General features: G+C 64.6%; 11 protein-coding genes. 10 read left to right on the top strand and 1 reads right to left on the bottom strand.

Going from position 1 to position 15068, the window contains the following annotated elements; genetic code table 11:
* The first annotated feature begins 13 nt into the window (after positions 1–13).
* From HZB53_19955 to HZB53_19935, 5 genes are all read left to right on the top strand, one after another.
* Positions 14–886 (top strand): aldo/keto reductase, encoded by an 873-nt coding sequence (locus HZB53_19955; protein MBI5879928.1) that lies wholly within the window; start codon positions 14–16, stop codon positions 884–886.
* 25 nt (positions 887–911) lie between these two features.
* The gene (locus tag HZB53_19950) at positions 912–2126 is read left to right on the top strand and encodes an amidohydrolase family protein (protein ID MBI5879927.1); all 1215 of its coding nucleotides are present in this window, start codon (positions 912–914) and stop codon (positions 2124–2126) included.
* 454 nt (positions 2127–2580) lie between these two features.
* Positions 2581–3876, top strand: coding sequence for a transcription termination factor Rho (gene rho, locus HZB53_19945; GenBank protein ID MBI5879926.1), 1296 nt, complete (start codon positions 2581–2583; stop codon positions 3874–3876).
* Positions 3873–4883: a peptidoglycan DD-metalloendopeptidase family protein gene (locus HZB53_19940; GenBank protein MBI5879925.1), complete on the top strand. Its 1011-nt coding sequence runs from the start codon at positions 3873–3875 to the stop codon at positions 4881–4883. The genes rho and HZB53_19940 overlap by 4 nt, the downstream gene beginning before the upstream one ends.
* A 375-nt stretch (positions 4884–5258) precedes the next feature.
* Positions 5259–5522 carry a 30S ribosomal protein S20 gene (locus HZB53_19935; protein MBI5879924.1) on the top strand — a complete coding sequence of 88 codons (264 nt, stop codon included), beginning with the start codon at positions 5259–5261 and terminating at the stop codon, positions 5520–5522.
* 87 nt (positions 5523–5609) lie between these two features.
* Here HZB53_19935 and HZB53_19930 read toward each other — a convergent pair whose 3' ends face one another.
* Positions 5610–6257 (bottom strand): response regulator transcription factor, encoded by a 648-nt coding sequence (locus tag HZB53_19930; GenBank protein MBI5879923.1) that lies wholly within the window; start codon positions 6255–6257, stop codon positions 5610–5612.
* Positions 6258–6664: 407 nt separating this feature from the next.
* Between HZB53_19930 and HZB53_19925 the strand changes: the two genes are divergently transcribed.
* The 5 genes from HZB53_19925 to HZB53_19905 all read left to right on the top strand — a co-directional run bounded on the left by HZB53_19925 (position 6665) and on the right by HZB53_19905 (position 14838).
* Positions 6665–7402: a polyprenol monophosphomannose synthase gene (locus HZB53_19925; protein ID MBI5879922.1), complete on the top strand. Its 738-nt coding sequence runs from the start codon at positions 6665–6667 to the stop codon at positions 7400–7402.
* A gap of 5 nt (positions 7403–7407) precedes the next feature.
* Positions 7408–11445, top strand: coding sequence for a flippase (locus HZB53_19920; protein MBI5879921.1), 4038 nt, complete (start codon positions 7408–7410; stop codon positions 11443–11445).
* Positions 11442–12140, top strand: coding sequence for a uracil-DNA glycosylase (locus HZB53_19915; GenBank protein ID MBI5879920.1), 699 nt, complete (start codon positions 11442–11444; stop codon positions 12138–12140). The genes HZB53_19920 and HZB53_19915 overlap by 4 nt, the downstream gene beginning before the upstream one ends.
* Before the next feature lie 384 nt (positions 12141–12524).
* Entirely contained in the window at positions 12525–13829 is a 1305-nt protein-coding gene (gene asnS / locus HZB53_19910; protein MBI5879919.1) for an asparagine--tRNA ligase, read from the top strand.
* A 559-nt stretch (positions 13830–14388) separates the two neighbouring features.
* Complete coding sequence (locus HZB53_19905) at positions 14389–14838, top strand: hypothetical protein (GenBank protein MBI5879918.1); 450 nt, start codon at positions 14389–14391, stop codon at positions 14836–14838.
* Positions 14839–15068 lie beyond the last annotated feature (230 nt).

The following is a 15068-nucleotide window of genomic DNA, read 5'->3' as shown; positions in this document are numbered from 1 at the left end:
AGGAGCCTACGGCATGGAAACTCGTCCATTCGGTAAGACCGGCCAGTCGTTCCCGATTCTCTCGTTCGGCGGCCAGCGCATCGTCGATGCGCACAAGTGCACGGAGGAGCAAGCGGTTCAGATCGTCAACACGGCGATTGACCGCGGCATTCGCTACTGCGACACGGCGTATGTGTATTCCGACGGCCAGGCCGAGACGCGGCTGGGCCTGGTGGCAAAGCATCGCCGCAAAGAGATGTGGATTGCCACGAAGACGTACGACACCACCGCCGACGGTTCGCGCCGCCAACTGGAGACGAGCCTGAAGCGCCTGCAGACCGACTATGTTGACGAATGGCGCTTCCACAATATCTGGGACTTCGCGCGTCTGAACGCCTTCCTCGGAAAGGGCGGGGCGATTGAGACGGCGCTGAAAGCGCGCGACGAGGGCTTGATTCGGAACATCAGCATTTCGTGCCATACCGACCCGCAGATTCTGGTCGAGGCGATCAAGCGCTTCCCGTTCGACAGCACGCTGATCGCGCTGTCGGCGCTCGACCACTTCATCCTCTCGTTCGCGGAGGAGTTTCTGCCGCTGGCCAATGCGAAGGGCGTCGCGACTATCGCCATGAAGGTGATGGGGCTCGGCAGCCTGACGCACGAGCCGGTGCGCGCCCTGCGCTACGCCTTCAGTCTGCCGGTCAGCACGGTTATCGTCGGCATGGAGAGCATGGCGCAGTTGGAGCAGAACCTCGACACGGCCGAACAGTATAAAGGCATGGACGACGCCGAGCGGCTGGCATTCTTCAAGGAGATCATTCCGCTGGTGCGCCCGGAGAAGATGCCGTGGAAAGCGGCGGAGTGGAACAACCCGACGGCCTGGGTGCCGCGGCGGCGCGGGCTCTAGCCGCGCCGGGCTTGCGCTGGACGGCATGAACGGCGATCTGCTGCTCACCAATATCCGGCTGCCGGACGGCACGCCGTCCGACCTGCTGGTGCGCGGCGGCGTCATCCGCGAGCTGCGCCCCGGCCTCGCGGCCGCCGACCTGACGGCGATCGACGGCGGCAACCAGTTGGTGCTGCCGGGACTGGTCAACGCGCACGCGCACATCGACAAGAACCTGCTGGGGCGGCCGTGGCTGCCGAACCAGGTGCCGCTGACGCGCACGATCGTGGACTACTCGTCCACCGAGCGGCGGCTGCGCCGCGAGCTGAACCTCGATGCGCGCGAGCAGGCGGCGCAGTTCTTGCGCGCCGCGCTGGAAACCGGCACGACGCACGTGCGCACGCATGTGGATATCGACACCGACGCGGGTCTGAAGCACTGGGAGGCTGTGCTCGCCGCGCGCGACGCCTTCCGCGATGTGATGACCGTGCAGACGGTTGCCTTTCCGCAGTCGGGCATGCTGGTGCGCCCCGGCACGGTCGAGTTGCTGGAAGCGGCGGTGCGCAGCGGCGCCGATGCCATCGGCGGGCTGGATCCGTCCACGGTCGATCGCGACCCGGTGCGGCACCTTGACACCGTGTTTGGCATCGCGAACCGCTTTGGGGTCGAGGCCGACATTCACGTGCACGAGCCGGGCATGCTCGGGGCGTTCGCGGTCGAATTGATCGTCGAGCGCACCAAGGCGCTGGGCATGCAGGGCCGGGTGACGCTCAGTCACGGCTTTTGCCTGGGACAGATCGACGAGGCGTACCTGTTGCGCCTGATCGACATGCTGCTTGAGGCGCGCATCACGGTGATGTCGCTTGGCTCCGGGCCGTCGGCGTTTCCGCCGCTGCTGCGACTGCATGCGGCGGGTGTGCCGCTCTGCACCGGCACCGACGGCGTGCGCGACAGCTGGGGACCGAACAATAAGGTCGATATACTCAATCGGCTGCATCTGTTGAGCTGGCGTATCAACGCGCGGCGCGATGAGGAGATCGAGACGCTGCTGGACATCGCGACCTATGGCGGCGCGGCGCGCATGAGCGACAGCGATTACGGCCTGGCCGCGGGCCGGCAGGCCGACTTCATCGTCGTGCCGGGCGATACGCCGGCGCAGGTAGTAGTGGACCAGCCGCCGCGCGCGTTGGTGGTGAAACGCGGCCGGATCGTTGCGCGCGATGGGCGGCTTACGCTGCCCGCCGGTTTCGGTTCGGAGTAGGGGCGAAGCATCGGCGCGAACGCGAGGGCTGGCACAGAACCATGCGCCGATGCTTCGCCCCTACCGTGTAATTCGCCACGCTAATGGTTTCGGTCGCAGCCATATTTGTGCAATTGCTCGACCGCCGGGCCGGACCCCAACCCGCGCCTCACCCGTCATTTCTGAAAATATCGTAATTGACGAGCGTGCCACTTCCTGCTATACTTAACTTCGTAATTTCGGCTGACGTCACCTTTTCGCCCCCATCATTTTCGTTTTCGAACTTTTAGCCTCCTTTTGTAGCTGGTAGTACCCTATTGGACCATGCTGTGTTGGCGCGCTCTGGTGCGCGGATTGCTAGTGCATTTGTTGCTTACCCCAGATGGCCAGTGAGCCATTGAGTGACCCCATCTCGGCGTGTCGGATGCTGCGTCCGCAAGGCCGCTAGTCCGGCGATCACGCCAGGAGGATTTCCATCGCTACGCAAACTGAAGAATCAAGCCTCGCCAGTCTGAACCTTAACATTAACGAACTTGAGGAGAAGACGCTGAGCGAGTTGCAGGACATGGCCCGTGCGGCGGGCATCGCCGGTTACAGCCGCCTCAAGAAGACCGACCTGATCTACCGCCTGCTGCGCGCCAAGGCCGAACTGCAGGGCCTGATCTTCGGCGGCGGCGTGCTCGAAACGGTGCAGGACGGCATTGGCTTCCTGCGCTCCGACCACCTGCTGCCCGGCCCCGAGGACGTGTATATCTCCTCGTCGCAGATCCGCCGCTTCGGCCTGCGCACGGGCGACATGGTCATCGGGCAGGTGCGGCCCCCCAAAGACACGGAAAAATACTTTGGCCTGTTGCGCGTGGAGACGGTCAACGCTCAGGACCCCGAGACAGCGAAGAACCGGCCGAACTTCGAGAACCTGACGCCGATCTTCCCCAACCAGCAGTACAAGTTGGAGACCAAGCCGAGCCTGCTGACGACGCGCCTGCTCGATCTGATCGCGCCGGTCGGACGCGGCCAGCGCGGCCTGATCGTCTCGCCGCCCAAAGCCGGCAAGACGACCGTCCTCAAGCACATCGCCAACGCCATTTCCGCGAACTACCCCGAAGTGCACCTGATGATCGCGCTGATCGGCGAGCGCCCGGAAGAGGTGACCGACATGGATCGCTCGGTCGAGGCCGAGGTGATCTCCTCGACGTTCGACGATCCGGTGACCGATCATGTGCGCGTGGCCGAAATGGCGATCGAGCGCGCCAAGCGCCTCGTCGAATCGGGACGGCACGTTGTGGTCATGCTCGACTCGATCACGCGCCTGACCCGCGCGTACAACCTGACGGTGCCGGCCTCCGGCCGCATGCTGTCCGGCGGCGTGGACCCGGCGGCGCTCTACCCGCCGAAGCGCTTCTTCGGCGCGGCGCGCAACATCGAAGAGGGCGGCAGCCTGACGATCATCGCGACCTGCCTGGTCGACACCGGCAGCCGCATGGACGACCTGATCTACGAGGAGTTCAAGGGCACCGGCAACATGGAGTTGCACCTGAGCCGCCGGCTGGCCGAGCGCCGCGTCTTCCCGGCCTTTGAGGTCGAGCGCTCGGGCACGCGTCGCGAGGACCTGATCCTGGATCCGGATGTCCTGCCGAAGGCGTGGACACTGCGCCGCATGGTCGAGGCGATCGGCGGCAGCGATTCGCTGGAACTGGTGCTGACGCGCATGCAGAAGACCAAAAGTAACAAGGAATTCGTCGACAACCTGGGCAAGGACAACGCGCGATGACGCGACGGGCGCCCGCGTTGGCTGCGCCGGTGTTCGCGCTGTTTTTGTTGCTGGCCCTGCTCGGCGGCCGCGCCTCGGCTCCGGCCGTCACGCAGGCGGCGCCGCCGGCCGACCCGACGACCGTGCCCACGGCGACGGCTGCGCCGATCCCGGTCAGCGCGCCGGGCTCGAGTAGCTCATGGCCGCCTGACCTGCGCGAGATTCCGCCCACCTACCTGGTCAAGCTGCCGCTGATGCACACCGACAGCTCGAAGCAGCCGCGGCTCGACCTGATCACCTATCGCGTCATCGGCGGCGATACGATTGTCGGCATCGCCCGGCGGTTCGGCATCAGCCCCGAGTCGATCCTGTGGGCGAACGATCGGGTCGAGTTGAATCCGGAGTTTCTGCGCATCGGACAAGAACTGGTCGTACCGCCGACGACCGGCGTGCTGCACACGGTGGCGTCCGGCGACACGGTGCAGGCGATCGCCACGAAGTACAAAGTGGACGCATCGGCCATTACCGGTCTGGACTTCAACGCGCTGACGCCGCCGTTCGCGCTGATGGCGGGGCAGAAGCTCATGGTGCCGGGCGGCGAGAAGCCGTATCAGCCGAAGGTGGTCTACGCCTACAGCGGCTCGGTGCCGGAAAACGCGACGAAGGGCAGCGGCAATTTCGGATGGCCGATCGGCGGCGTGCTGACCCAGCAGTTCTGGACCGGTCACCGCGCAATCGACATTGGCACCCGACAGGGCACGTCGGTGCTGGCGTCCGACAGCGGCTATGTGGTGCTGGTCGCCAATGACGATGCCGGCTACGGCAAGCACGTGATGGTGAACCACGGCAATGGCTTCGAGACGCTCTATGCGCACCTGAGCCTGATTCTTGTTACGCCGGGCCAGACGGTGCGGAAGGGGCAGTCGGTCGGGTTGTCGGGCAACACCGGCCGTTCCACCGGCCCGCACCTGCATTTCGAGATCCGTTACTTCGGGCAGCAGCGCAACCCGCTGAATTATCTGCCGTAACGCGGCCGTCGCTGCGCTTCGCGCGTAACTTGAGCCTTTCGCGGCCGTGCCCTGAGCTTGTCGAAGGGCATTGGCGGGCTTTCAGGCTTCGACAGGTTCAGCCTGCGTTGTGGCCGGCTCAGGGTCTGTTCAAAGTCGACCAGCCCCCACCCTGGCCCTCCCCCGCGACGCAAAATCAGCGTTGCAAGGGAGGGAATTGGCTCCTTCTCCTGTTCGCGGTGTTTGCGAACGGGGCAAGGTTGGGAGGGGGGCAGACACAGCACGGACTTTGAAAAGGCCGTGGTGGCCGGATAGCCGGATTGGACAAAGCAGCGAAAAAACGGTATGATTGCCTTCGCTTTACGCATGGGCGTCATTGGATTTCATGGAGGATGTGTGGCTAATACGAAGTCGGCAATCAAGCGAATCCGCTCGTCGGCGCGCAAGCGCGTGCGCAATACGCTGGTGCGCTCCAGCGTGCGGACGGCGGTGAAGAAGGCGAACGTGGCGGTGCTGGAGCCGGCCGGGGGCGGCGCTGAGGCCATCAAGCGCGCCGTCAGCGAGCTCGACCGGGCCGTCGCGAAGGGCGTCATTCACAAGAATAACGCGGCCCGCCGCAAATCCCGCTTGATGAAGAAATTCAACAGCGCAGCGAAGTAGCCTGTTGGCTCGCTGTTCCCGCGAGGAGAAGACACAGAGCGAGGCCCGCCGGGGCCTCGCTCTTGGCTTTTCGGAACGTGCGACGCGTCAGGCGTCCAACCGGTAGCCCTGGCCGCGCACGGTGACGAGCAACTGCGGCTCGCTCGGGTCATCCTCGATCCGCTCGCGCACCCAGCGCACGTGCACGTCGAGCGTGCGCGTGTCCCCGGTAAAATCGGTATCCCACACGGCTTTCATCAGTTCCGCGCGCGTGATCAACTCGCCGGGGCGGCGCATGAACGTGCGCAGCAGGCGCGCCTCCATCGGGCGCAGTTTGCGCGCCCGCCCGCCGCGCGCCACGGTGCGCTTCTTCAGGTCGAGCACCAGCTCGCCCTGGCGCATGATCCACGGCTGCTTGATTTTCAGGATACGCCGGATCGCCGCCGACAGTTTGCGCATGCTGATCGGGATGCTCACGTTCGCATCGGCCTGCTCCAACTCAGGGCCTTTGCGTCCGACGACGGCGATGATCGGCACGTCGAAACGCTGGTAGAGCGTGGCGCACAGCCGGCGCCCGTTGAACCGGGTGGCGGTCGTGTCGAGGATGATCAGGTCCGGCCGGTCGTCGCGGATGCGCTCCAGCGCCTGCTTGCTGGAGTGCGCCGTACCGAGCGTGTACCCCTTGGCCTGCAGGGCGCCGGCAAGCTCGTCGCCGCCGGTGCGGACGCCTTCGATCAACAGGATTTTTTCTGGCATACGCTTATGTGTGTGAGCATTGTGACCGCAGTCTGACGCTATTATAACGCATCGGTCGCGTCCGCGCTAATACGCCGCGCCGATTTCGCGCAGCAATTCTCAATTTGGCTTTGTACGGGTACTTTCCAATGCCGCTTGCGATGCGCTGGCTCCCCGGCGCTTGTCACGCAAGCTGGCCCGCCGAAAAAGTGGCGCTGCCCTCCCCGTTAGCTTTTCCCCTGCTCCTCCGCGCGCGCGGGGGAGCAGGGGCAGGGGATGAGGGGGCATATTGGCAGCCGACTCCAAAATGAGAATTGCTGGATTTCGCGCCGCATATTCGCCGTTTGCGGTTGGCCGGTGTATAATGGCGCGGAACTCTGCGCAGGCATGGGCCGGACCGCCGCGCGCGTTTTAAGGTTCGCTTATTGATGAAAACCGTCGTGGTCATACCCACCTACAACGAGGCCAGCAACATCGAGAAGATCGGCGCGGCGCTGCTGGCGCTCGACCAGCCGGACTTAAGTGTGCTGATCGTGGACGATAACTCGCCGGACGGCACCGGCCGCATTGCCAACGAACTGCAGGCGCACAGCGGCGGCCGCGTGTCCGTGCTGCACCGCGCCGGCAAGGGCGGTCTGGGGGCGGCGTACGTGGCCGGCTTCGGGCAGGCGCTGGCGGATGGCGCCGACCTGATCATCCAGATGGACGCCGATTTCAGCCACTCCCCGGCGTATGTGCCGCAATTGATCGCGAAGATCGCGGACTGCGACGTCGTGGTCGGCTCCCGCTACGTCGCGGGCGGCAGCGTTGACCAGCGCTGGAGCGCCTGGCGCAACTTCCTGAGCCGCTGGGCCAACCGCGTGTGGGTGGGGATGTTCCTCGGACTCAAGGTGCGCGACGCCACCGCCGGCTTCAAGTGCTGGCGCCGCTCGGCGCTGGAACGGATCGACCTCTCGCATATCAAGTCGAGCGGTTACGGCTTCCAGGTCGAGATGGCGTTCCTGTGCGAGCGGCTGTGCTTCCGCGTCTGCGAGACGCCGATTCACTTCGAGGACCGCCGCATTGGACAGAGCAAGATGGACATGGGCGTCAAGCTCGAGGGCGCGTTCCGCGTGCTCGAGATCCGCTGGCGTTACCGCTTCGGGCGCACCGTCGCCGGTGGGTGAGGGGCGTGAAACGGTCCGACCGCCTGGTCCTGCCGGTCTTCTTCCTTCTCGCAATCGCATACCTCTGGCCTGTTACGTTGGGCGGGCGCACACTCGTGCCGGCCGACAACCTCTTTGCGTTCCCGCCATGGAGCGCCTACGCCGCGCAGGTCGGCGTGACCGTCCCGCATAACGATCTGCTGTCCGACCTGCTGCTGGAGAACTACGCCTGGAAGCAGTTCATCGTAAATACCGTGCGGCAGGGCGAACTGCCGCTCTGGAACCCCAACCTCTTCACCGGTCTGCCGTTTCTGGCGGCGGGCCAGCAGTCTGCGCTGTATCCGTTCTTCGCGCTCTTTTTCGTGATGCCGGTCGAACTGGCGTTTGGCTGGTTCGTCGCGCTGCAACTGGGCATCGCGGGTGCGGCTATGTACCTCTTCGCGCGCGCACATCGCCTGGATACCGTGCCGGCGCTGATCGCCGCGCTGGCGTACCAGTTCAGCGCGTTCCTCCTCGTCTCGGTCGTCTTCCCGATGGTCATCAGCGCGGCGTGCTGGCTGCCGCTGCTGCTGCTCGTCGTGGAGAAGCTGGTCGTGGCGCAGTACCACGGGGCGCGGGGCGGCGTGGTGGCTGGCTGGATCGCGGCCGGCGCGCTGCTGCTCGGCGTTTCGTACCTGGCCGGGCACGTCGAGGTCAGCTACTACAATCTGCTCGTGATGGCGTTCTACGGCGCGTGGCGCGGTCTCGCTTCGGGTGCGAACGCCGGGGCTTGGCGCGCGCGCGCGGCGTGGCTGCTGCGCGCGGGGCTGCCGCTGATCGCGCTCGTCGCACTAGGCACGGCGCTGGCGGCGTTGCAGATCGTTCCGCTCTTTGAACTGGTCTCGCACTCGGCGCGCGAGGGCTCCCAGCCGTACACCACGATTGCCGGGTATGCGTATCCGGTGCGCCAGATCGCCACCTTCTTCATCCCCGACTTCTACGGCAACCCGTCGCATCATGGCTTTGTGGACTGGTGGACGCGCGAGGTGCAGCCGTTCACGCAGGATGCGAACGGCCAGCCGGCCAGCACGGTCTTCTGGGGCATCAAGAACTATGTCGAGGCCGGCGCGTACATCGGCATCCTGCCGCTGCTGCTGGCGCTGATCGCGGTTGCCGCGCGCCTACACAACCGAAAACCCGATGCGCCGTACCTCGCGCCGGTGCTGCCGCTGGCGGTGCTGGCGGCGCTCTCGCTGGCGTTCGTGTTCGGCACGCCGCTGTACGCGCTGCTGTTCTACACGCTGCCCGGCTTCAGCCAACTGCACAGCCCGTTCCGCTGGGTCTACCCGTTCACGCTGAGCGTCGCCCTGCTGGCCGGCGTCGGGGCGCAGTGGCTGCTCGACCGCCAGCGGGTACACCGGCTGTGGGGCTGGCTGCCATTTGGTGCGGGCGGTGCGCTGCTGCTGGTGCTCGGGGCGAGCCAGTTTGTGCCGGGACCGTTCCTGGCCGTGGCCGAGCGCGTCCTGCGCGGCTCCGATCTGGCGCAGCGCGCCTACCCCGACGCGCGCGCGTTCTTCTCGTACGAAGCGATCAACCTGCTCAAGCTCGCGCTGCTGCTGATGGCGTCGGGCGGGATCGTCCTGCTGGCGCGGCGCGCGACGCGCGGCTGGCCGCTGGCGGCAGCCGCGCTGGTCGTGGCCGACCTGTTCATCGCGGGCAACGGGTTCTATACCGCCGCCGATCCCGCGCTGCTGAAGTTCACGCCGCCGGCCGTGCAGTTCCTCCAGCAGGACAAATCGCTGTTCCGCATCGCGACGCTGGACAAGCCGGGCGAGAAGGTGTTCAACGCCAACGTCGGCATGTTCTACGGCCTGCAGGATATTCGCGGCTACGACTCGATCATCCCGAAGCAGTACTATGACTGGATCAGCCTCGTCGAGACGCAGGGCGAGCTGATCTACAACCGTATCGCGCCGTTCTACTGGCGCGGCTCGCTCGAATCGGCGTTGGTCGATCTGGCGAACGTGAAGTACGTGCTGACGACGCAGGACCTGTCCGGCCTGCCGAAGTTCACGCGCGTCTACACCGGCGAACTGAACATCTATCAGAATGAGCAGGTCATGCCGCGCGCGTTCGTTATCCCAAGCACTAATTCATACCGTCTGCAGTCACTTGATCAATTGAAGAGCCTTGATCCGCGTCTCAATATCCTACTTCCGTTTGAAGGTAGAGCCGAGAACCTGGGATGGGGGTCGTGCTCACCTCTGCCTGCGCCCGAGATCCGAAAATACACAGCAACCGAGGTGGTGATCGACGTTTACGTTACATGCTCGGAATGGCTCGTGCTGTCCGATGCAAATTTCGATGGCTGGCAGGTGTTTGTCTCGTCAGAATACAATAGCGAACTGGAACGTTCGATCGTCACGGCCAATGGCAACTTCCGGGCTGTTGAACTTGCGCCGGGACCTAACTGGCAGACGGTGCGCTTCCGCTACAATCCGCTCTCGTTCCGGCTCGGCGGTGCGATCTCGTTCTTTGCGCTGATGGCGCTGCTGCTGACGAGCGGCTACGCGCTCTGGTCGCTTCGCAAGCCGGTGGCGCATGCCGAGCATGACCGCTCGGCGTCGCGCGTGCTGAAGAACTCGGCGTTCCCGATGCTGGCGCAGTTGCTGAACAAAGGCATCGACACGGTCTTCACGCTCTACATGCTGCGCGTGCTCGGCGTCGAGAACGCCGGCAAGCTGGCGGCAGCGACGCTGATCATCGGCTACTGCGACATCGTCGTCAACTTCGGCCTGAGCACGCTCGTCACGCGCGACGTGTCGCGCGAGCGCGGGCTGGCCAACCGCTACCTGTCGAACACCGGCATCATGCGCTTCATGCTGATCGCCGCGCTCGTGCCGCTGCTGGCCGCATACCTGTGGGCGTCGGGGCAGTCGGCCGACACGGCGCTGGCGATCTGGCTGCTGTTCATCGGTCTGGTGCCGTCGAGCATGGCGGCCTCGCTCAGCGCCATCTTCTACGCCAGCGAGCAGATGGAATACCCGGCGGTCGTGACGGTGATCACGACGCTGATGAAGGTCACGGTCGGCACGCTCGTGCTGCTGGCCGGGTACGGGTTCGTCGGGCTGGCGGGCGCGAATATCGCGACGAACGTGGCGACCCTGGCGATCCTGCTGGCGATCTTCGCGCGGCGGCAGTTCGTGCCGCGCCCGGAGTTCTCGGCGCAGTTCTCCGGCGACCTGGTGCGCAGTTCGTACCCGCTCATGCTGAACGACATGCTTTCGCGGCTGTTCAACCGCGTAGACGTGCTGATCCTCCAGCAGATGAAGGGCAACGTGCCGGTCGGAATGTATTCGACGACGTACAAGTACCTCGAAGGGATCAACATCCTGCCATCGACGTTCACGATTGCGCTGTTCCCGGTGCTGTCGCGCTACGCGGCGGGCGCGCCGGACGCGCTGATGCGGGCGTACCTGAAATCACTGAAGTACCTGCTGGTCATCGCGATGCCGATCATGGTCTTCTCGTTCGCCTGGTCTGACTTCATCATGTTCGTCTTCGGCGGCGAGAAGTTCCTGCCCGACTCGGCGATCGCCCTGCGGCTGATTATCGGCTTCCTGCCGTTCTCGTTCATCAACAACATCACCCACTACGTCCTGATCGCGGTCAACCAGCAGAAGTTCCTGACCTGGACGTTTGTCATCGGCGCGATCTTCAACATCGGCGCGAACCTGCTGTTGATCCCAATCTTCAGCTACCAGGCCTCGGCCGTCATCACGATCGGCTCGGAGTTGGTCTTGCTGGCGCTGTTCTACCGGGGCGTGCGCAACCACGTCGGGCACGTGAACTGGCTCGACGTGCTCTGGCGGCCGGCGCTCGGCGCGGCGGCAATGGGCGGCGTGCTGGCCGGCTGGGGTGCGATGTGGGGGCTGGGTGACTGGGCGTTCCTCGGCGCGATGCCGCTGGCGCTGTTGGAGTATGCCGCTGTGCTGCTCGGCACGCGCACGTTTAGCGCGGAGGACCGCGACACGCTGCGCCTGCTGCTGCCGGCGCGCTTCCGCCGAAAGGCACCGGCCGCATGAGCGAGTCGCCTCGCCGTGTTTCGTCGCTGGATGCGCTCAATCGCCGCATTGTGGCGTGCACGCTCTGCCCGCGCCTCGTTGCACACCGCGAGCGGATGGCCCGCGAGAAGCGCGCGGCGTTCCGCGACTGGGAGTACTGGGGCAAGCCGGTGCCCGCCTGCGGCGATCCGCAGGCGCGCGTGCTGATGGTCGGGCTGGCGCCCGGCGCGCACGGCTCCAACCGCACGGGCCGCATGTTCACCGGCGACGGCTCCGGCGACTTCCTGACGCCCGCCCTGCATCGCGCCGGCTTCGCCAGCCAGCCGCACTCGACGCACCGCGACGATGGCCTGACGCTGCGCGATCTGTATATCGTGGCGGTGGCGCACTGCGCGCCGCCGGACAACAAGCCGACGCCGGGCGAGATCGCGCACTGCCGCCCGTACCTGATCGATCACCTGCGTCTACTGGAGCGTTTGCAGGTCATCATCGCGCTCGGCAAGATCGGCTTTGACGGCCTGCTGGTCGCGCTGGCCGAGTCGGGCGTCGAACTGCCGTCGCCGCGCCCGCGCTTCGCACACGGCGCGGAGTACGTCATCGGACCGTACACGCTCATCGCCACCTATCATCCGAGCCGCCAGAACACGCAGACCAAACGCCTGACCGCGCCGATGTTCGACGCGATCTTCGCGCGGGCGCGCGAACGGTTGCGGTGAGCCATGAACATCTCAGAGGTATCGGAAGTCCGTGATGCGCGCGGCCATACCGCAAAACTGTCGTAACCGTCTAATGTCGGAGTCAGCGTAGGGACGGCTCGCGACACCCCAAAGAGTGCGATGCTCGGCCGCCTGGCTCGTGGGCGCATCACGATGCGCCCCTACACTGTATGTCCGGCTGGTGCGCTCCGGCAGCTTGCCGCTATTCACGGAGCGTTTGGAGAGTGGCCGCGACGCGCATGAATACGGTATAATCGACGTGACAACGGACACTGCACAGATATTGTCCTCTGCCGTTTATGTGGCAGGGCGCCGGTAGTTTTGATTCGTGTCGATTCGCGTTATTCGCGGATTGTTTTCGTCATTTCATCGCAGGAGACACCTATGACTGACCAGGTACACATCAAGAATATCGCCAACCACGTCGGGCAGACGGTCACACTGGACGGCTGGCTGGCGGACAAGACCGACAAGGGCCGCCTGCAGTTCCTGAAGGTGCGCGACGGCACCGGGCTGATTCAGGCCACCGTGTTCGAGAAAGCCGTCACGCCGGAGGTGTTCGCCGCCGCGAAAGCGGCCAGCCAGGAGTCGTCGCTCAGCGTGACCGGCGAAGTGCGTGCCGACCCGCGCGCACCCGGCGGCTACGAGTTGAGTGTGAGCGGGCTGAACATCGTCCAATTGGCGAAGGACTACCCGATCGGCCCGAAGGAGCACGGCATCGAGTTCCTGATGGCGAACCGTCACCTGTGGGTGCGGCACGCGCGCCCAGCCGCGATCCTGAAGATTCGCGCCACGGTGATCAAGGCGATCCGCGACTTCCTTGACTCCAACGGTTTTATCAACGTCGACACGCCGATCTTCACGCCGAATGCGGTTGAAGGCACCAGCACGCTGTTCGCCGTGGACTACTTCGGCGAGCCGGCGTACCTGACGCAGTCGGGCCAGCTATACAACGAGGCGAACGCCGCCGCGCTCGGCAAGGTCTACTGCTTCGGCCCGACGTTCCGCGCGGAGAAGTCCAAGACGCGCCGGCACCTGACCGAGTTCTGGATGGTCGAGCCGGAGTGGTGCTACGCGCACCTCGACGACCTGCTGGCGCTGGAGGAGCAGTTCATCGCGTACATCGTCGCGCGGGTGCTGGAGACGCGGCAGGAAGAACTGAAGGTGCTCGAACGCGACACGAAGAAGCTGGAGTCGATCCTGCCGCCATTCCCGCGCCTGCATTACGACGATGCGGTGACGTGGCTGAACGCGCAGGAGGACGCCTCCGTGCACATGATCCCTGGCGACGACCTCGGCTCACCGCAGGAGACGGCGCTCTCGCTGCGCTACGACCGGCCGGTGTTCGTGCACCACTACCCGGCGGCAGTCAAAGCGTTCTACATGGAAGTGGATCCCAACGAGCCGGACAAGGCGCTCAGCGCCGACTTGCTCGCCTCCGAGGGTTACGGCGAGATCATCGGCGGCGGCGAGCGCACGGCGAGCCTCGAACTGCTGGAGCAGCGCATCAAGGAGCACAACCTGCCGCGCGAGCCGTACCAGTGGTACCTCGATCTGCGACGCTTCGGCAGCGTGCCGCACGTCGGCTTCGGACTCGGCGTCGAACGCACGGTGACCTGGATCACCGACATTCACCACCTGCGCGAGGCAATCGCATATCCCCGGATGTTGGAGAAGATGTATCCATAGACGCGGCGGCTTCCCGCTCAATTGACGGCGCGGTCGGTTACGGCACGCGACGCTGCCCGCTAACTCGCGATAGCGAGGTCGCCCGGCACGGCATTATTCTGTTTGATCGGCGCTTGCGCAATAACGGAAGGTCCTGCGATCCGCCCACAATGGACTAAACAAGGCGCTCCTGCAAGCCTATGGTAATATCAAACCGTACTCGTACGGGGCCGGAAAGGAGCGTGACTCGATATAGGCCCGCCGCACAGATGATGCCCGCCTTAGCCCGCAACCAGAAGGCCTAAGTGGTCCGGCCCCATACGGAATAACATCCCGTAGAGTTGGCCGGATGAGAACGGCACGTGACATATGTCCAGTACCGGATCGTTGTCAACCACTTTAACAGGAGGGTCTGTCAATGGCACGTACTCGAAGCACTACGTCGTCCAGGGCTGCGGCATCGAAAAAGGGTCAGAAGCCGTTTTGCCGGATGTTGCCGCGGACGGCGCCTCAACTTCCCGCGTCTGTAACCGCCGACCCGCGCCGAGCTGCAGCGATCATCCTTTCGCGAGCCAAATGGATGAACGGGACGGTGCTGCACTATGGCTTCTTCCGCTCGGGGCACTTCGCCGTTCCGAAGGCGCAGGCGGATGCGGTTCGTGACGCGTTCAACAAGTGGAAAGCCGTTGGAATCGGTCTTAAGTTTCAGGAGGTCGATCAACTGAGTGAGGCCGAAGTACGCATCGGCTATTCGACGGCCGACGGCAGCTCGGCCTCGGCGGTCGGGCGGGAGGTGTTGAACGTGCCCCTGAATGAGCCGACCACGGTGTACGGCTGGAATCTCACTACGCCGTACGGCCGTGGCACCGCGCTCCACGAACTCGGGCACGTGCTCGGCATGGAGCACGAACATCAAAACCCATTCGCGGGGATCAAATGGCATGAGCAGGCTGTTTACGACTCCCTCGCCAAGCCGCCCAACGGCTGGGACCAGGCCACAACATTTCACAATAGACTCTATTCAAAATAAGGTATCCTACTATGCATGTTGAGTTACGAGACGCTCAAAAGGAACCCTAAAGATTTTCTGACACTGACCGGGCTAACGCGTCGCGAGTTTGATGAACTCGTGGTGGTTTTTGCGTTGTGTTTGCCGAAGTCGCGCCGGCGTCGGCAGCGTCGACAGCGAGCCCCCGGTGCTGGCCGACATCCCGCACTCTCAACCGCCGCCGACAAGCTCTTGTTCATTCTGGTCTATAC

This window comes from Chloroflexota bacterium, assembly GCA_016235055.1.
In the GTDB taxonomy this organism is placed as follows: Bacteria; Chloroflexota; Anaerolineae; order JACRMK01; family JACRMK01; genus JACRMK01.
The sequence above is the reverse complement of the archived record's forward strand: the minus strand, read 5'-3'. Positions and strand labels throughout refer to the sequence as shown.

Bases quoted from the DNA above. Each gene is read 5' to 3' on its own strand.
- HZB53_19955 (MBI5879928.1), top strand. From the start codon at position 14: ATGGAAACTCGTCCATTCGGTAAGACCGGCCAGTCGTTCCCGATTCTC.
- HZB53_19950 (MBI5879927.1), top strand. From the start codon at position 912: ATGAACGGCGATCTGCTGCTCACCAATATCCGGCTGCCGGACGGCACG.
- HZB53_19940 (MBI5879925.1), top strand. From the start codon at position 3,873: ATGACGCGACGGGCGCCCGCGTTGGCTGCGCCGGTGTTCGCGCTGTTT.
- HZB53_19930 (MBI5879923.1), bottom strand. From the start codon at position 6,257: ATGCCAGAAAAAATCCTGTTGATCGAAGGCGTCCGCACCGGCGGCGAC.
- HZB53_19925 (MBI5879922.1), top strand. From the start codon at position 6,665: ATGAAAACCGTCGTGGTCATACCCACCTACAACGAGGCCAGCAACATC.
- HZB53_19915 (MBI5879920.1), top strand. From the start codon at position 11,442: ATGAGCGAGTCGCCTCGCCGTGTTTCGTCGCTGGATGCGCTCAATCGC.
- asnS (MBI5879919.1), top strand. From the start codon at position 12,525: ATGACTGACCAGGTACACATCAAGAATATCGCCAACCACGTCGGGCAG.
- HZB53_19905 (MBI5879918.1), top strand. From the start codon at position 14,389: ATGAACGGGACGGTGCTGCACTATGGCTTCTTCCGCTCGGGGCACTTC.